This is a genomic window from Streptomyces sp. NPDC042336, assembly GCF_055581985.1.
Genome location: NZ_JBVJEA010000029.1, coordinates 1 through 17,248, shown reverse-complemented (window position 1 = coordinate 17,248; position 17,248 = coordinate 1). Strand labels below are relative to the sequence as shown.

Genomic DNA, 17,248 nt, shown 5'->3' with positions numbered 1-17,248 from the left:
GCCCTGGGCGGAACCGGGGGCGGCCAGGGTTTCGCCGTGCCGAAGAGGACCGGGCAGAGCGAACCGGGGTGTAGGGGGATGGCCGCGGGCCGTGATCGTCGTGGAACCGGCGGTCCGCGGCCAGGTTTCCGCGACGCTCGCGGCGCGGCCCGCCGACCGTCACGACGGCAGGCGGACCGTGCCACGGACAAGGCGCTACGCGATCTGCCGGCCCTTGGTCTCCGGCAGCCCCAGCACCCCGATGATCACCAGCACGTATCCGAGGGCCCCGACCCCCATCGCCGCCTTCAGCCCGAGCACGGAGGACAGCGTCCCGACCAGGGAGGGGAAGAACGCGGCGACTCCGCGACCGAAGTTGTGGACGATACCGACTCCCGTGCCGCGCACCCGGCTGGGAAACAACTCGCTGAAGAACACGCCCGTGCCGGCCAGGGATCCGCACGCCGCCACTCCCAACGGCACGCCCAGCACCAGCAGCAGACTGTTGGCCCCCTGCGGTATCCATGTGTAGGCCACGACACACACCACCCCGCTGACCGAGAACAGGATGAACGTGGTCCGGCGGCCGAGCCGGTCGTGCAGATGTCCCGCACAGACGTAGCCGAGGAAGCAGCCGGCGATGACGACGGAGAGGTAGCCGCCGGTCCCGACGACCGTCAGTCCGCGCTCCGTGTGCAGATAGGACGGCAGCCATGTGAACACGGCGAAATACCCGCCCTGCACACCGATCCCGACCAGAACCGCGAGCAGCGTGGTGCGCCGCAGGTCGTGGTGGAACAGGACGGCGAGGCCGCTCCAGAGCGAAGTGGTCTGCCCGGCGGCCCGTCGGCGGTTCTCCTTCGACGCGTCGGAGTCCTTGACGTTGCGCCGCACGAACAGCAGCGCGAAGGCCGGCAGGATCCCGAGGAAGAACAGGTAGCGCCAGGCATCAGGTCCGGCGTGGCTGAAGATCAGTGTGTAGGCGAGAACGGCACAACCCCACCCGATCGCCCAGGAACTGTGGACATAGCCCAGAAGTCGGCCGCGCTGCTCGGCGGGGGCCACCTCGGCGATCAGTACAGCACCAGCAGCGAACTCACCGCCGAATCCGAGACCCTGAAAGCCCTTGAACACCAGCATCTGTTCGTAGTTCTGGGACAGGCCGGACAGCGCGGTGAACACCGCGAAGGTCGCGATGGTGATCATCAGGATCCGCACCCGACCCATCCGGTCCGACAGCAGTCCCGCCAGGGCCCCGCCGACCGCCGAGGCCAGCAGGGTCACCGTCATGATCCAGCCCGACTCCGTGGAGCTGAGGGAGAAGGCCGTGGCGATCGCCCCCAACGCCAGCGGGAGGGTGTTGAAGTCGAAGGCGTCCAGACCCCATCCCGCGAATCCGGCCCAGAACACGGGTCGGTGCTGCCGCGAGAGGGAGCGATACCATCGAGGAGTCCTCGCACCCGGGGGTGCTGTGCCCGCCGACTCGGTCGAGGGTGGCGATTGTGTCATCACGTTCTCCTGGAGGTCGGGTTCGAAAGGGCCGTCCCGGTGGTTCCGGTGACGAGGGGCCGTTCGGCGACCAGGCGGAGTCGTGGTCAGGGCTGAGTACGGTGTTCCTTGTTCGAGCGGCGAGTTGAGACTCCGCGGAGGCGCTGTCCCGGCCTACCGTTGGCCGGCCCGAGTGTGGTGGGCTGGGCGTTAATCCACAGGAAATCGGGGTGCGACCCAGGGCGGCACGATCATCGCCCGGCCCGTCCAGCGGGGCCGACCCTGTGGGTGTTGCCCTCCGCGAGGGCCGGAAGGAGACGCGACCGCGGCGCCGGCGCATGTGCGGGGCTCACTGGAACCGGCCGTCGGGTGTGCCGCCCGGCCCGGAACGCTCTCCCCCTGAGATCCACGCAGCAGCAGGGACGAGTCCACGAGATGCGTCCCCAGCCTCCCGGCCTCTTGGAGCACGGTGGCGTTCGTCGACATCAGGCCGATGGGCAGACCTGGTCGCTCAACCTGCACCAGATGCCGGCCGAAATCGACAGGACGGGCGCCGGACCGGGGGAGCCGGCGCCGACCGGCCGGGAGAAGCAGCGGAACCCTGCGCCTGCGACTCCCGCCCGGGCGGTGCTCCTCATCTGCGGCCACAGCTGACGCGGTCCGCACACCTGTCTCCCAGAGTCGCAACGACATGCCCGCGCCGTGTCCGCCTCTCCTTCTCCGCCTCTGTCGAATGTGCGTGCGGCTTCTGCACGCCACCGTCGTTTTCTGCGGTCATGGTGGGCGCTCACATACCCGGCGGCTGAAGCAGGACGACGGAGAGTGTCGCGGTGGGGGAGAAGCCCAAGCCACATGGCGGAGCGCAGGAGCGCAGGAGCGCAGGAGCGCGGCAGCTCGCCAAACGGTTTCGGAGATGCAGGTTAGAGGGTGAGCCGGAGACCGGGGCGCGGCCCGCGTCGGTGATCCTCCCGGCCAGCGCCCGCATGCCGGTGGCGGACTTGACGTTGGCCTCGCGGTCGACCACCCCCGCTGCCAGCCGTCGTCGACCTGGACGACGGCTCCGCCTGTGCGCCGAAGCCGGGAGGAAGTGCGGGCTTCAGTGCTGCGTCAACAAGGTGGACGGCGGCCAGGGGGAGCGGGTGTCCAGCAGGAAGTCGGCCCGGACGGCCACACCCGACTGCAGTAGTTTCTGGTCCACGACGGGACTCCTGCCGGGGCAGGAGACCACCACGGTGATGTATCCCTCGGGCAGACCGGTCACGGCGTACTCGCCTTGGCCGTTCGTCGCGGTTCGCACCAGTTGGTGACCCCGGGTGTCCATCACGGTCACGGCGGCGTGGTGGACGGGCCGGTGGTCGACGTCATGGACGCTGCCCTCCAGCATCGGGAGCGCCTCGCCGAAGTGGTGGTGGCGGTGGACCGGCAGCGCGGTCGGCATGGGCGCCTCCAGGGACGGGTCCTCCACAGGCGGCTCCGGAACGTCTTCTTCCTCGTCGTCCGCCTCGCCGCGCACCGCCTCGCGGTGGTGTCGCCACGCGTCGAGCCCCAGCAGGGCGAGACCAGCCGCCACCCATGCGCACAGCACGAGGACCGGCCTCAGGACGCCCGCGCCGTCGAAGTACAGGACGCCCTTCAGGGCGTCCACCGCGTTGCCGAGAGGCATGAAGAGGTGCAGGTCCTGGAAGAACGTGGGCAGCAGGGGGATGGGAGCCACGCCGCTGGTGGGAACACTCAACACGATGAACAGGCCCATGCCCACCAGGGGGAAGAACTGTTTGGTGAAGGGCGCGACCCCCGCGGAGAACGTGGCCACGGCAGCGGTGAGCAGACAACCGATCACCAGGGCCGAGGGCTCGTTCGGAAGGTAGTCCAGCCAGACGGCGACGAGGTACCCCACGGTGGCGAACAGCGCCGAGACCGCCGCGATCGTCATCAGCTTCCTGCGGCGGTTGAAGGTCACCGCCCGCAGCAGGGTCGTCGCGAGGATGTAGCCGGGGACGCTCCACGCGACTCCGAGATAGACCAGGGTCGTGCCGTTCCGGTCCTCGCGAACGGTGGGCGCCACGTCCTCCACCGTGAGCTTCTGGTGGTCGTGGGCAGAGATCCGGGCGAATCCCTGGGTCAGGGCCTGCTCCAGGGACATGCCGTTGGCCTGGGCCATGTAGAGCACGCTGTGCGTCCCCTCGACGGCGTAACCCGCCACCGCGTCTCGTTCCAGCACCGCGCGTCGGGCCTCACGGGCGTCCGCCACGGCGGTGACGTCGAAGCCGCCGGGCTGTTCCTGCCGCAGCGCGGTGTCGACCTGGCGTTCCAGGGCCGGCTGAGCCACGACGACCTTCGTGTGGTGCGGCTGGGGGGCGTGAAACGCGGCCGAGAAGCAGAACAGGAGGCCGAGGAAGAGCACGGTCGGGAACATAAGGATCTCTGCCAGATGCTTGGCCCGCGAAACGCCCCGGGGGCGTTCCATCCGGTGCTTCACAGCCCCACCACCCGCATGCCGCCGACCTGCCCGCGACCGGATCTCCGCGGCATCGTGCCTGCGGACCCTCCTGCCCTGCGCTCCGTGATCGTCCCCGGCAGTGCGGCCAGTTCCATGATGCCCCTCTACGTGCTCCGCGCTCGGCCGTTGCCGCAGCGTCGGTCCATTAATGAACCGATCGGATCATTAATACGTGGGGACCTTACGCGTACCGACCGGTACAGTCAAAGTCATGCCCCGCCCCGTCAATGTCGCCAAACGAACCGAACTGCTGCTGCAGGTGGTTTCCTACCTGCAGCAGCACGGTGTCGCGCAGATGTCGCTGAGCCCGCTCGCCGAGGCCGTCGGCACCACCAAGCGAATGCTCCTGTACTACTTCGGCAGCCGGGAGAACCTGCTGGCGCAGGCACTGCTCGCGAATCGTCCCGACGCCCACGCGATGTTCCAGGACGTCCATGACCACGCCGGCCTCCGGCGGGCCGCACACGCCCTGTGGGAGGCGATGACCGTCGGGGACCAGGCCGGGGCGGTGCGCATGCTGCTGCAACTGCTGAGCCTGGCCACCACGGATCCACGGCAGTACGGCGACCTCGCCGCCGACACCGTCGAGACGATGGTCGCCCCGATCGCCGCCGCCTACACCCGGTTGGGTCACCCGCCGGAGCAGGCACGGGCCGACGCCACACTGCTCGTTTCCGGGCTGCGTGGGCTGTGCCAGGACCGTCTGGTGACCCACGACGTCACCCGGACCGACGCCGCGGCCCGTCGGCTCATCGACGGCGCGACCGTGGCGCCCGGCTGACAGTCCGGCGTACCCCGCCGCCTCGGTCGGCCGGGAGACGGGTCCACGTGCTCAGACGGCGGCGTCCACCGCGGCCGGCGGCTCGCCGAGGTCGAGATCGAAGTCCATCACCCGGTGGAAGCGGGTGAGGGCGTTCCACAGGCTGACGGACATGACGAACTCCACCAGAGCCGGAGGCTCGAAGGCGTCCCGAACTTGTGCCAGCAACTCGGGATCGACACCGGTCACACCGGCGTCCCTGCCGGTCACCGGTATGTCGAGCGTCAGCGCACGGGTGAACCGCAGGGCGAGCTGCTCGGTTTCGGAGAACGAGGCGAAGTCCCCGGCAGCCAGCCGTTCCAGGTCGGCCTCGGCGACGCCTTTGCGCAGGGCGGAGTAGCAGCGGTGGCTCGCCGAGTACCGGCAGTGGTTCAACAACGACACGTAGACGGCGGTGAGTTCCTTGACTCGCCCGTCCAACGCACCGGGACCGGTCACGGAGCGGATGAAGGGCAGGTACGTCGAGAACATCCCGGGACAGTTGGCGATGGCCAGCCAGGTGTTGAGCAGCGTGCCGAACGACTCCTCGCCCGCCTCGATCAGGGGGAGATCGGCCGCGTCCACGCGTGCCTTGGGAACCAACGGTACGAGTGCCATGTCAGCACCCTCCTCGTATCAGATGGGGTCCGGCCCGGACGGATCTGCGCGCAGGGCCGGACGGGGGGTGGTGGATGGAGCCGCGGGGGTCAGTCCCCGCGCAGCACTTCGGCGATGGACGCCCAGTCGTGGTCGGCCATGCCCCGGCCGACGGCCGTTTCGAAGGTCTCGCGCAGCGCGGACAGCGTGGGCAGCTCCAGTCCGGCCGATGCGGCCGCGGCCCCGGCCAGAGACAGGTCCTTGCTGCCGAGCGCGGTACGGAAGCCGGCGGGCAGGTACACGCGGTCCGCCATCGCCCTGCCGTAGCCCTCGTACACCGCACCAGGGAACACGGTCCCGACGATCAGCTCGTGCAGGTGGTGCGCGTTGACTCCGTGCCGCTCCGCCAGGGTGAAGCCCTCCGCCATCGCCTCCAGCGCGTGGATGATCAGAAGGTTCGTGGTGATCTTGACGACGTTGGCCTGCCACGGCCGGTCGCCCACCTGCCAGGTCCGCCGGCCGAGCGAGGAGAACACAGGGCGCAGCGACTCGATCAGAGTGCTGTCGCCGGCGGCGAGGAGATTGAGCTGCCCCGCCTCCGCCACCGACGGCCGCCCCAGAACCGGGACCGCCAGATAGCGGACCCCGGCCACCGCGTGACGCTCGGCCAGGGCGCGACCGGCGTCGACCGAGATGGTCGACATCCCGACATGGACGGCGTCCGGCCCCGCCTGGGCCAGCACGGACTCGTCGAACACCTCGGCCACGGCGGTGTCGTCGGACAGCACCGACAGCACCGGCCCGGCGGCGAACAACTCGGCGACGGTGCCGGCACGCTCGGCACCCAGCGCCACGAGTTCGTCGACGGCCTCGGGGGAGCGGTTCCAGACCGTCACCCCATGCCCTTCCGCGAGCAGGCGGCGGGCCATGCCGCGGCCCATGTTGCCGAGACCGGCAACCGACACGTGTGTCATGCGAAGCTCCTCACTTGCCACTTCCGGCCGTCAGATGACGGACTTGCCGAGCCCACCGTCGACCTGGAGGGTCTGGCCGGTCACGTACGAGGAGAGGTCCGAGGCGAGGAACAGGGCGGCGGCCGCGATCTCCTCGGGGCGTCCCCAGCGGCCAAGCCGGATACCGAGGTTCTCGACCATCCCGTCCCGCACCTGCTCGGGGGTGATGTTCTTCGCCTTCGCGGTGGCCGCGTGCCGGTCGTGCCAGACCTGGGTCAGGGTCATGCCCGGCGAGATGCCGTTCACGAGGACACCGTGGGGGGCCGCCTCGGCGGCAAGGTAGCTGGTCAGGGCGACGACGGCGCCGTTCACCACCGCGGCGACGCCGATGTTGGGAACGAGCACGTGCGCCGCCATACCCGCGACGTTGATGATGCGCCCGGTGCCGCCTTTCTCGATGAGGGGGAGCGCGGCGCGGGCGACCCGGTGGTAACCGACGGTCTTGGCGTTGAGCGCCTCGGTCACGACGGCCTCGTCCGCCTCCGCCAGCGGGCTCACGGCCAGCAGTGGTGCCGCGCAGTTGATCACGATGTCCAGCCGGCCCTGCCACTCGTGCACCTGGCGGAGCGCGTCCGCCACCGCGTCGTCCTCGTTGACGTCGGCGACCACGGAACGCACGCGGCCGTCGCCGCCCGCCGCGATCTGCCGCTCGGCGGCGTCCAGCTTGGCCTTGGTGCGCCCCAGTACGGCCACCGCGGCGCCCTGTGCGTGCAGGGCCTCGGCCATGGCCAGGCCGAGACCGCTGCCGCCTCCCGTCACCAGCGCCGTCCGTCCGTCCAGTCGAATCCCAAGAGTCATTGCTGAGGTCTCCATTCGCGGATTGCTTGCGCGGTGGTTCGGCACCGCCACGGCGAGCGTCTCCGGGGAGCGCCCGGGCGGCAAGACCGGCTAACGGCTCCGCTAACTCCGCCTGGATTCGATTAACAAGTGGCTAACGTCTGCTGCCCTAAGGTCACTTGCGTTCTCTCCGGTGTTCACCGCATGAGGGACCCCGATGTGCTCCAGCTCAAGAAGGCGGAGAACCGCAATGGCGCATTCTGCTGACCCGGAACTTTCGGTCGACGAGCTCGTCCGCAATTCGAGCATTGAGATAGTTCCGCTGAAAGGCGCGCAGGAGAAGGTGGACGCCGTACCCGTCGGCACCACCGTCAGCGTGACCTGTTCTCCCCGGTTCGGTCTCGCGCGCACACTCGATCACGTCGCCGCGGCCCGCCGCTCCGGGCACCGGGTCGTGCCGCACCTGGCGGCACGCATGGTGGAGGACCGGGCCGCGCTCCGCGACTTCGTGCGAGGGGTGACCGATCTCGGGGTCGAGGAGCTCTTCGTCATCGGCGGCGACGGCGAGAAGCCCGTCGGCCGGTTCAGCGAGGCGGCGGAAATCCTGGAGGAACTGGGCGAGTTCGACCACGGCCTGTCCCGGATCGGCGTCGGCTGCTACCCGGAAGGGCATCCGAAGATCGCCGACGACGTGCTGTTCGAGGCACTGCTGCGCAAGCAGCAGCACTCCGACTACATGGTCAGTCAACTGTGCTTCGACGCCTCCGCACTGGCCGGCTGGCTGCGTTCGGCCCGCGAACGCGGCGTCACCCTGCCCTTGCGCATGGGCGTCGCGGCCCCGCTGCAGATCAGGAAACTGATCGAACTCTCGGTCAAGATCGGGGTTGGCCAGTCACTGCGATTCTTGTCCAAACAGCACGGAATGGTCGGCAATCTGCTGCTCGGGCGCGCCTATGAGCCGCTGGATCTGCTGCTGGCCGTTCGAGAGGAAATCTCCTTCACCGATCTCTCGGTGGAAGGACTGCATCTCTTCTCCTTCAACCAGGTCGACACCACGCTCGAATGGTTGTACCGCGCGAGCGGTGTGAAGAAGGCCGGCTGATGTCACTGAACGGCAATTCCGGCACAAACGAATCCGCGGACAGAGGAACGAGGGTGTTCATGAATCTGGAAGAGAAGATCCAGAAGTCCGGAAACGTCGTGGAGATGCTGCGCAACGCTCCGCAGGGTCCCTACGTGTACCCCATGCGCGCCGAGTACACGAACTGGCGGGACGAACAGCGTGCGTGGCGAGAGACGGCGGTACTCTTCGACCAGTCGCACCATATGACGGACATATACTTCAAGGGTCCGGACGCGTTGCGGCTGATGTCCGACCTCGGCGTCAATGGATTCAAGAACTTCGGCAGGAACAAGGCGAAGCAGTTCGTGGCGTGCAACCACGACGGATACTTCGTCGGGGACGCCATCCTGTTCGCCTTCGAGGACGACGAGTTCAGCCTGGTGGGGCGGCCGGTCGCACCCAACTGGGCCGCCTTCCACGCCGAGAACGGCAACTACCGCGTCACGGTGACGCGCGACGAGCGGTCCGTGGCCAACAACGGCAGGCGCCTCACGTTCCGGTTCCAGCTCAACGGCCCGGCGACCCACCGGATCGTCGAGAAGGCGGTGGGTGCGCCGCTCCCGCGGATCAGGTTCTTCGCCATGGGCGAGTTCGAGATCGCGGGAGTCCCTGTCCGCGCTCTCAACCACACCATGATCGGGGCGCCCGGGGAGGAGTTCACCGGACTGGAACTGGTCGGCCCCTCGGAGCACGGCGAAACGGTCCGCGAGGCGCTCCTCGCGGCAGGCGAGGAGTTCGGTCTGCGCCTGGGCGGTTCACGTGCCTACCCCTCCACCGCCATCGAGTCCGGCTGGATCCCCGCGCCGGTGCCGGCCATCTACACGGGGGAGTCGATGAGGCCGTTCCGGGAGTGGCTGTCCGCGGACGGCTTCGAGGCGAACGCGTCCGTCGGCGGCAGCTTCGTGTCGGAGAAGATTGAGGACTACTACGTCACGCCGTGGGATCTCGGCTACGGCCGGGTGATCAAGTTCGACCACGACTTCATCGGGCGCGAGGCACTGGAGGGGATGGCCGCCAAGCCCCACCGCCGGAAGGTGTGGCTGCGCTGGAACGACCGGGACACGGCCGAGCTGATCGCCGACAGCCTGTTCGGCTCGGGTCCGCACGCGAAGTACCTGGAGATGCCGGTCTCCAACTACGCCACCGGGTCCTACGACCGGATCCTCGTCGACGGCCGGCCCGTGGGCATCTCCGCGAACGCCGGATACACCGTCAACGTCGGGGGCTGGTCCTCGCTGGCCATGGTGGACGAACACGAGGCCGTCGACGGCCGCGAGGTGACGATCGTGGTCGGTGAGCCGGACGGCGGTTCGGCCAAGCCCACCGTCGAACCGCACGTCCAGCGCCACATCCGTGCCACGCTCCGCACCCGGCCCCTGGTGTGACCGTGCCACGCCAGGACCCTCGGGGCTCAGCCCCCCATCGTGGAGGACGTGATTCCTCATGACCGCATCCCGCTACGTCCTCACCCTGAACTGCCCCGACCGGCCGGGGATCGTCCACGCCGTCTCGACGTTCCTGCTGGGCAACGGGTGCACCATCGTGGAAAGCCAGCAGTTCAGTGAGCGCGGTGCAGGCACCTTCTTCATGCGGATCGAGTTCGAGCCCCTCGACCCCCTGACCACGATCGACGCGCTACGCGACGGATTCACCAGCGTGCCGGAGCGGTTCTCCATGCAATGGCGGCTGATCGACGCCTCCAGGCCCCAGCGACTCCTGATCATGGTCAGCCGGTACGGCCACTGTCTCAACGACCTGCTGTTCCGGGCCTTCAACGGCGGATTGAACGCCGAGGTCGCCGCCGTGGTGTCGAACCACCCGGACCTGCGGCACCTGGCCGAGACGTACGACGTCGACTACCACCACATCCCGGTCACGCCGGAGACCAAGCCGGCCGCCGAGAAGGAACTGGTCGGCCTGGTCGAGGACCTCGGGGTGGACCTCGTCGTCCTGGCCCGCTACATGCAGATCCTCTCCCCGGAACTGTGCAAGAGGCTGGAGGGGCGGGCCATCAACATCCACCACTCGATGCTGCCCAGTTTCAAGGGCGGACGCCCCTACCACCAGGCCCATGCCCGAGGGGTGAAGCTTGTCGGGGCCACCGCGCACTACGTCACCCCCGACCTCGACGAAGGCCCCATCATCGAGCAGGAGGTGGCGCGCATCGATCACTCCATGAACGCGGCCGACGCCGCCACCCTCGGCCGGGACGTCGAATGCCTGGCATTGTCCCGAGCGGTGCGTTGGCATACGGAGAACCGCGTCCTGCTGGACGGGAAGCGCACCGTCGTCTTCCCGTGAACCGCCCGGACCCGCAAGCAAACCGCATCACACGGAGGCACCCATGCCCATACCCGGACTCACCCGCGCCGATCATTTCGGAATCACCGTCCCCGATCTGGACCAGGCGCGCGAGTTCTTCGAAGACGTGCTCGGCTTCACGTACCTGTACCGGCTCGGACCGCTGCGTGACGACGAGGGCCACTGGATGAGCGAGCACCTCAACGTGCACGACAGGGCCGTGTCACCGCGCATCTTCTTCTTCGGAATCGGCGGCCATGCCGTTCTGGAGGCCTTCGAGTACCAGTCACCCGACCAGCGGCTGGAGCCCCCGCGCAACAGCGACATCGGCGGACACCACCTCGCCCTGTACGTCGAGGACATCGATGCGGCGGTGGCCGACCTGCGGCGGCGCGGCCTGCGCGTCCTCGGGGACCCCACGGACAGCAAGGGTCCGCACGAAGGACAGCGGTGGGTGTACTTCCTCTCGCCGTGGGGGCTCCAGTGCGAACTGGTGTCGTACCCGAACGGCAAGGCGTACTTCCGCAACCCGGAAGCTTTCGCCTGACCCGCTCGAAAGCGGCGGTGTCGCGGTCCGTTCTGTTAATCCCGGGGAAACCGGGCTTGACCGTCGCCACGGTGTTCTCGACCATGACACCGTGGGGTCGTTCGGGCGTCACGTGGCATCGGTCTGCCGCGGCCGATGCCAGCCCGGTGAAACGGTGTTCTGACTTCGAGTTGGGCGGGCCACATTGCGCGACGAGGACGGGCTTCACGCGAACGGCCGGCGGATGGTGATCCGGCGGAAGCTGACCGCGCCCGAGCCGGTCGACGACATCGTACGGCGCGACCGCCTGACCGAGCGGATCCGCTCGCTCGTCGACCGTCACCCCGTGGTCACGGTGTGTGCCACCGCCGGCGGGGGCAAGACCACGGCCGTCGCCGTGGCCCTGCGGGACCTCGGCCGTCCCGTCGCCTGGCTGTCGCTCGACGGTACGGAACAGGCCCCGGGACGGCTGCTGGTCTACCTGGAGGCAGCGGTCGAGGGCCACGTCCCCGCAGCAGGCCGTGTCGCCACCGACGCCCTGCGCGACGGCATCCAGACCGGCGAGGCCGCGGGCCTGCTCGCGGAGAGCCTCCAGGACAGCGAACTGGTACTGGTGTGCGACAACGTCGAACGCATCAGCTCCGACGAGGGATGCGTCGCCGTCCTGTCCGCGCTGGCCCGGTACCTGCCCGCCGGCGTCAACCTGGTCCTCCTCTCCCGCACCCGCGTTCCGCTCGACTTCGGGTCGATCGGCGACGTCTTCCGGGTGGGTGAACTGGGCGAGGAGGATCTCGCCTTCGACGCCGGCGAGGCCGAGGAGGCCCTGCGGCTGATCGGCGAGTCCGACGCGGACGCCGAGGGCGTCGTCGACATGACGGGCGGCTGGGTGGCGGGGGTGCTGTTCGAGGGGTGGCGGTCGGCCGAGGCGGCCGACGACAGGTCCGACGCCCTGCGCGACTACCTGTCCGCGAACATCCTGCGCGCCCTTCCAGCCGACGAACGCACCTTCCTGCTGCACACCAGCCCCCTGGCCGAGATCTCGGTCGCCGACGCGGTGGCACTCGGCCAGAGCGACGCGGCCCGGCTGATGACCCGCCTGCGGTCCCAGCGGCTGCCGGTGCTCTGGTCGAGAGACGGGACCCGGCTGACCCCGCACCCCCAGTTCCGGGAGTTCCTGACCGGGGAACTCGAGCGGACGGAGCACCCGGAGAAGGTGCGGCGACTGCACCGGCTCCACGCCGACCTGCTGGTGCAGCAGGGCGCGTTGGAGGAGGCCGTGGACACGCTCCTGCGCCTGGGGGACACGGAGGACGCCTGGCGGCAGGCCGCGGTCGCCCTTCCCGACCTGGTGGCGCGGATGGACTTCGCCTCGGCTGCCCGGTGGCTGGACGCGATGGACGCCTCCCGCAGGACGCCGACCCCCGAGGTCGGCACCGTGGTCCTGCGCGTCTCCTTCGCCCTCGAACAGTGGGGCCGCGGCAACGAGTTACTGGACCGGCATGGCTACGACTGGCTCCCGGGGCCGGGGTCACCGCACTTCGAGGAGGCGCTGCTGCTGACGACCTGGTGCCTGTGGCACTCTGGCCGGCTCGCCGAGGCGCGTACGGTGGCCGACCGGCTGCCCGTCGGCCGGGCACGGGAGGGCGCCGACAACCTGCTGGCGCTGTCCGGTGCCGATGCGCCGCCCTTCCCCGACCCGGTATCGGCGTCCTCGGGGACCGTGGACGGTCTGCTCATGCGGATCGCCTACTTCCGTGGCCGGCTCGGCGGGCTCGAACGGCCTGGGGCGTTCGACCCGTGGAGGTCGGTGCTGGGCGCACCCTGGATCATCGCCGGGCTGCGCGCGACAGGCCGCCTGGACGAGGCCATGGAGATGTACGAGGTGCGCCGGGACTCGTGGCAGCCGCCCTGGCTGCACGCGTTCGACGCCGTGGACCTGATGGTCGACCTCGGACGGCCGGACGAGGCGTGGGCCGCGCTGAAACGCGGCCGGCGACTGATCGCCGAGACGGGTTCACGCCTGTACCACGTCTTCGGCCTGCTCAACGAGGCGAAACTGTGCCTGCGCCTGCACCGCGACACCGACGCGGCCGACCGCGCGCTCGCCGAGGCGGAGGCGAGCGGCGCCTCCGAGCACGCGTTCAGTAGGGAACTGGGTCAACTGTGGCGCGGACTCAGCCTCCTCATCCGCAACCGTGACACCGAGGCACGCACCGAACTTGAGGCCTGCGTCGACGGAATGCGCCGCGGCGACCGGCGGCTCGAACTCGCCACCGCCGCCGCCTACCTGGCGGAGGCGTACTGGCGGCTGGGCGAGGAAGAGGCCTCGGATGCCGCCGCCGAACTCGCCCTCACCGAATCCGCGGCACAGGGGTCCCAGCACCTGCTGCTGGCCGCGCTGACGGACGTGCCCGCCGTCGCGGTGAGGGAGGCGGACGCCTCACCGACCCGGATGTCGCGCTGGCACGAACTGATCGCCACGCTGTCCAGTCAGGACCCGCTGCGGGTCAGTGCACGGGCGCCGCGGCTGTCCCTGGAGGAATTCGGCGAGCCCGTACTGACCGTCGACGGGCGGGAGACCGCGCCGCGGCTGAGCAAGAGCATGGAACTGCTCAGCTATCTGCTCGGCGCCCGGCGCGAGGTGCCACGCCAGGAACTCCTGGACGCGCTGTTCGACGGCCGTGACAACGCGGCCGGGCGCAGCTACCTGCGGCAGACGCTCTACCGACTGCGTGAGGTGCTGCCGGAGGAACTGGTGCCGCACCAGGACGGCGACCGGTTCTCCCTCGCCTGCCCCGACCTGGTCAGCGGTACCGCGCAGGTCGTGCTCGACTCACTCGTGCAGGCGGACCACCAGGACGGCGAGATCCGGCTGCGCACCATGACCGAGGCGCTGGCCCACGCCGACCGGGGGCCCTACCTGGAGCCCGTGTCCAGCCTGTGGGTGGAGCAACGCCGGTCCGAGATCGACGAACGCGTCACCGGCGGCCGGATCGAGGCGGCGCGACTCGCGTTCCGGCTCAGTAGGTACCGCGAGGCACGGCGGCTCGTGAACGAAGTACTGAGGACGAGCCCGCACCGTGAGCAGGCATGGCAGTTGGCCATCTCCCTGGCCCACGCCAGCGGCAGCGACGACTCGGTGCTCGGGCTGTACCGGCGGTACACCACGGTGATGCGCGAGTTCGGCGTCGCACCGTCCGCCGAGATGCGCCGCCTCGTCTCCCGTCTGCGCCGCTGAACGGTCCGCACGGTTTCCGGTGGATTAACACACCGGCTACCACACTCGGTCCCGCCACTACGCACCAACCGTGGAGGGAACTCATGGCATACCACATCTCACGTGCCGCCGAACGCGAATGGATCGACGTCAAGGACGTGCCCGGGCTGCGCCAGGCGCTGATGGTCGGCGAGGTCCACGGGTCGCACCACATGGAGATCTCCCTGTACGAACTGGCGCCCGGCGCCACCCTGGGCTGGAACCGCTGCCCGTTCGAGGAGTCATGGTTCGTGACGGCGGGCAACGGCCGCGCGGCCCTCGCGGGCCTCGAGTACGACCTCGGTGCCGGTGACTACGGGGTGGCCCCCGTCGGCATGCCACACTCGCTGTCGGCCGGCGACCAGGGCCTGAGCTGGTTCTCGGTCCGGGCGCCGAAGCCTCCGACGTTCGACGGCGCGCGCAGCCACATCTCGACCGAGCCGCTGTCCGGCGAGTACCTGGGACGGCCGTCGGAGAACGACCCGCGGCACCGGTTCGTCGGCCACTACAGCGAGTCGACCGACGTGGTCCCCTTCGGCGACCTGTCCATGCCGGGCTATCACGGGCCCAACATCAAGAACATCGGCATCCGCATGATGGTCGACCAACTGCTCGGCGCGCAGCACCACACGACCTTCATCGCCAGCATCGCCGGACGCTCCGGGCCTGGCCGGGCCGCGAAGGTCCACTACCACCCCTTCGAGGAGATCTACTACTTCATCGGCGGCGGCATGCGCGGCTGGATCGACGGCAACGAGGAAGTCACCCAGACCGGCGACCTGGTCTGGGTCAGCACCGACGGCACACACGGATTCGTCAACGAGCGTGACGAGCCCGCCCGTTGGATCGAGGTCCAGTCGCCGGTGCCGCCCACCTCGGACGCCTTCTTCTTCCCCGACGACTGGCGGGCCCTGCCCGAGGCCGGAGAGACCCGGTGACGTACGAGTCGATCCGCCCCGTGCTCCCGGTACGGGGCGGCGAACCCGTCGTGCTCCGGTAGGCCACGCAGACGGCCCGTCCACCCGGCGGGAGACGCCGATCTCTCCCCGCGGCCGGTCCGGACCGTCCGAGGTCCTCGGCCGCCGGTCGCCGGTCCGCCTCAGCTCGCGCCCGGTGGCCGGCCGCCGTCCGTGCACCGACCGCACTCGCAGCTCAACGCCCGCAGGACCGGATCGCCGGCCGCCGCGAGCGTCCCCACACCGTGCCGGGGCCACCGCCAGCAGGCCGAGCCCCGGCGAACCGTCTGTTCCGAAGGAAGAAACGATGACGCAGACAGCCCGTGGATTCGAGATCCCACCGGTTCCCCGGAACGCGATCGGCCCCAGGGTGCCGGCGCGCGGGTACCTGGTCGAGGAGATCACCGCCGGCGTCCACTGGGTGACGGACGGGGGTTACCAGTGCGCGTTTGTGGTGCACGACCACGGAGTCGTCGCCATCGACGCGCCGCCCTCGCTCGGCGGACTCGTCACCCGGGCCATCCGGGACGTGACCGACAAACCCATCACCCACGTGGTGTACACGCACTACCACGGCGACCACATCGGCTCCGTGAACCAGTTTCCGGACGACGCCGTCCGCGTCGCGCAGCAGGAGACCCACTCGATGCTGCGCGAGCACAGCGATCCGCTGCGCCGACTGCCCGACGTGACCTTCAAGGACTCGTACCGGCTGGAGGTGGGCGGCCAGGTGATCGACCTGCACTACAAGGGGAGCAATCACGCGCCGGGCAACAGCTTCATCCACCTGCCGCAGCAGCGGATCCTTATGCTGGTCGACGTGATCTACCCGGGCTGGGTGCCCTTCACGAACATCGCCCAGTCGAAGAACATCCCGGGCTTCATGGCGCACCACGACCACGCGCTCTCGTTCGACTTCGACACGATGATCACGGGGCACCTCACCCGTCTCGGCACCCGGGAGGACATCGAGATCCAGCGTGAATACATGCACGACGTCCGCGCCGCGGCCCGGCACGCGCTGGAGATCACGCCGCAGAAGCGCGAACTGGCTCGTGAGACGGTCGGTCTGGACCACATCTACGTCTACTTCAAGACCATGTACGAGGCGGCCGCCGCGGAGGCGTCGCAGCCGCTCCTCGAGAAGTGGTCCGGGCGGCTGGCCGGGGTGGAGACCCTCGGGGTGAACCACACGCTCACGATGTACCACAGCCTTCGCCTGGACGAGAACGCCGAGCCTCAGGTCGTGTTCTTCCCGCCCACCGAAACGGTGTGAGCGGCTCTGGTGACCTCTCCGCCCACCGGCCGCGGGTCACCGGTCGTGCCGGGTTCCCGCTCCCCCCGAGAGCGGGAACCCGGCACGATGGCCCGGGACAGGCCTACCGCTGCCCTGCGGCCCACTCGCCGAAGCGCGTCTCCGCGATGGTGGCGCCTCCTGACGCCGGCCCCCGGCATCGAAGGCAGGACCTTCGAAAGAGGGTGAGCCTCCAGGAGTTCCTCGATCCGCCCGGCCGGCAGTTCGCGCTGGTCGAGAACCGCTGCCAGGGAGCCAGCCAGAGTCGGGACGATCAGCGCGGCCGCCTCGGTGCCCGGAACGGCAACGGTCTGCTCGTCCAACGCGGCAGAGATCTCCTCGACCAGCCGCTCGGCCATCCTCGGCGCCTTCGGCCGCAGCAGCTGACCAGCCGCCGACGGTCGGCCTTGCGGATTTGGCGCGTCCGGCCGGGCTGCGTCCGTTCCGGGAGCTGGACGGGCCGGTGCACCGGGCGGTCGCCACCCCGGGTGACCTGCTCTTCCACATCGGGGCTTCACGGTTGGACCTGTGCTTCGCACTCGCTACCGAGATCATGGGCCGGCTGCGTGGCGCGGTGACGCCTCAGGACGAGGTGCACGGTTTCAAGTACTTCGACGAACGCGACATGCTGGGTTTCGT

The 17,248-nt window shown here is 69.4% G+C and carries 14 protein-coding genes and 1 pseudogene; 9 read left to right on the top strand and 6 right to left on the bottom strand.

Going from position 1 to position 17,248, the window contains the following annotated elements; all coding sequences use genetic code 11:
• Positions 1-195 precede the first annotated feature (195 nt).
• A complete protein-coding gene (locus ACZ6IM_RS36455) occupies positions 196-1,389 on the bottom strand; it encodes an MFS transporter (RefSeq protein WP_469562766.1) in 1,194 nt (397 codons plus the stop codon).
• A 1,174-nt stretch (positions 1,390-2,563) separates the two neighbouring features.
• A complete protein-coding gene (locus ACZ6IM_RS36450) occupies positions 2,564-3,883 on the bottom strand; it encodes a carboxypeptidase regulatory-like domain-containing protein (protein WP_469562763.1) in 1,320 nt (439 codons plus the stop codon).
• 295 nt (positions 3,884-4,178) lie between these two features.
• On the opposite strand from ACZ6IM_RS36450, the gene ACZ6IM_RS36445 reads away from it, so the two are divergent.
• Positions 4,179-4,748 carry a TetR/AcrR family transcriptional regulator gene (locus ACZ6IM_RS36445; RefSeq protein WP_469562760.1) on the top strand — a complete coding sequence of 190 codons (570 nt, stop codon included), beginning with the start codon at positions 4,179-4,181 and terminating at the stop codon, positions 4,746-4,748.
• Between the two features lie 51 nt (positions 4,749-4,799).
• Here the strand turns inward: ACZ6IM_RS36445 and ACZ6IM_RS36440 are convergent, their stop codons facing one another.
• From ACZ6IM_RS36440 to ACZ6IM_RS36430, 3 genes are all read right to left on the bottom strand, one after another.
• A complete protein-coding gene (locus tag ACZ6IM_RS36440) occupies positions 4,800-5,384 on the bottom strand; it encodes a carboxymuconolactone decarboxylase family protein (protein ID WP_469562757.1) in 585 nt (194 codons plus the stop codon).
• A gap of 89 nt (positions 5,385-5,473) precedes the next feature.
• The gene (locus tag ACZ6IM_RS36435) at positions 5,474-6,358 is read right to left on the bottom strand and encodes an NAD(P)-dependent oxidoreductase (RefSeq protein WP_469562754.1); all 885 of its coding nucleotides are present in this window, start codon (positions 6,356-6,358) and stop codon (positions 5,474-5,476) included.
• 9 nt (positions 6,359-6,367) lie between these two features.
• Complete coding sequence (locus ACZ6IM_RS36430; RefSeq protein WP_469562750.1) at positions 6,368-7,174, bottom strand: SDR family NAD(P)-dependent oxidoreductase; 807 nt, start codon at positions 7,172-7,174, stop codon at positions 6,368-6,370.
• Between the two features lie 229 nt (positions 7,175-7,403).
• Here ACZ6IM_RS36430 and ACZ6IM_RS36425 point away from each other — a divergent pair, with 229 nt between their 5' ends.
• From ACZ6IM_RS36425 to ACZ6IM_RS36395, 7 genes are all read left to right on the top strand, one after another.
• Positions 7,404-8,255 (top strand): methylenetetrahydrofolate reductase, encoded by an 852-nt coding sequence (locus tag ACZ6IM_RS36425; RefSeq protein WP_469562748.1) that lies wholly within the window; start codon positions 7,404-7,406, stop codon positions 8,253-8,255.
• Positions 8,256-8,314: 59 nt separating this feature from the next.
• Positions 8,315-9,661, top strand: coding sequence for an aminomethyl transferase family protein (locus ACZ6IM_RS36420; RefSeq protein ID WP_469562745.1), 1,347 nt, complete (start codon positions 8,315-8,317; stop codon positions 9,659-9,661).
• A gap of 58 nt (positions 9,662-9,719) precedes the next feature.
• On the top strand, positions 9,720-10,577 hold the full coding sequence (gene purU, locus ACZ6IM_RS36415) for a formyltetrahydrofolate deformylase (protein WP_469562742.1): 858 nt from the start codon (positions 9,720-9,722) through the stop codon (positions 10,575-10,577).
• A 43-nt stretch (positions 10,578-10,620) separates the two neighbouring features.
• On the top strand, positions 10,621-11,124 hold the full coding sequence (locus tag ACZ6IM_RS36410; protein ID WP_469562739.1) for a VOC family protein: 504 nt from the start codon (positions 10,621-10,623) through the stop codon (positions 11,122-11,124).
• 223 nt (positions 11,125-11,347) lie between these two features.
• Positions 11,348-14,341, top strand: a complete 2,994-nt coding sequence (locus ACZ6IM_RS36405) for a winged helix-turn-helix domain-containing protein (RefSeq protein WP_469562736.1) — start codon at positions 11,348-11,350, stop codon at positions 14,339-14,341.
• Between the two features lie 83 nt (positions 14,342-14,424).
• Positions 14,425-15,297, top strand: a complete 873-nt coding sequence (locus tag ACZ6IM_RS36400) for a cupin domain-containing protein (RefSeq protein WP_399895369.1) — start codon at positions 14,425-14,427, stop codon at positions 15,295-15,297.
• A 325-nt stretch (positions 15,298-15,622) separates the two neighbouring features.
• Positions 15,623-16,591 carry an MBL fold metallo-hydrolase gene (locus ACZ6IM_RS36395; protein ID WP_469562731.1) on the top strand — a complete coding sequence of 323 codons (969 nt, stop codon included), beginning with the start codon at positions 15,623-15,625 and terminating at the stop codon, positions 16,589-16,591.
• A 158-nt stretch (positions 16,592-16,749) separates the two neighbouring features.
• Here ACZ6IM_RS36395 and ACZ6IM_RS36390 read toward each other — a convergent pair.
• Positions 16,750-17,024, bottom strand: a pseudogene (locus tag ACZ6IM_RS36390) (IS110 family transposase); the annotation flags it as partial.
• Between ACZ6IM_RS36390 and ACZ6IM_RS36385 the strand changes: the two are divergent.
• The coding region (locus tag ACZ6IM_RS36385; protein WP_469562729.1) for a Dyp-type peroxidase domain-containing protein at positions 17,025-17,248 on the top strand (224 nt) is incomplete at its 3' end.

Coding starts and splice junctions, on each gene's coding strand:
- ACZ6IM_RS36450 (WP_469562763.1), bottom strand. CDS start 3,883: ATGTTCCCGACCGTGCTCTTCCTCGGCCTCCTGTTCTGCTTCTCGGCC.
- ACZ6IM_RS36445 (WP_469562760.1), top strand. CDS start 4,179: ATGCCCCGCCCCGTCAATGTCGCCAAACGAACCGAACTGCTGCTGCAG.
- ACZ6IM_RS36440 (WP_469562757.1), bottom strand. CDS start 5,384: ATGGCACTCGTACCGTTGGTTCCCAAGGCACGCGTGGACGCGGCCGAT.
- ACZ6IM_RS36430 (WP_469562750.1), bottom strand. CDS start 7,174: ATGACTCTTGGGATTCGACTGGACGGACGGACGGCGCTGGTGACGGGA.
- ACZ6IM_RS36425 (WP_469562748.1), top strand. CDS start 7,404: ATGGCGCATTCTGCTGACCCGGAACTTTCGGTCGACGAGCTCGTCCGC.
- ACZ6IM_RS36420 (WP_469562745.1), top strand. CDS start 8,315: ATGAATCTGGAAGAGAAGATCCAGAAGTCCGGAAACGTCGTGGAGATG.
- purU (WP_469562742.1), top strand. CDS start 9,720: ATGACCGCATCCCGCTACGTCCTCACCCTGAACTGCCCCGACCGGCCG.
- ACZ6IM_RS36410 (WP_469562739.1), top strand. CDS start 10,621: ATGCCCATACCCGGACTCACCCGCGCCGATCATTTCGGAATCACCGTC.
- ACZ6IM_RS36405 (WP_469562736.1), top strand. CDS start 11,348: ATGGTGATCCGGCGGAAGCTGACCGCGCCCGAGCCGGTCGACGACATC.
- ACZ6IM_RS36400 (WP_399895369.1), top strand. CDS start 14,425: ATGGCATACCACATCTCACGTGCCGCCGAACGCGAATGGATCGACGTC.
- ACZ6IM_RS36395 (WP_469562731.1), top strand. CDS start 15,623: ATGACGCAGACAGCCCGTGGATTCGAGATCCCACCGGTTCCCCGGAAC.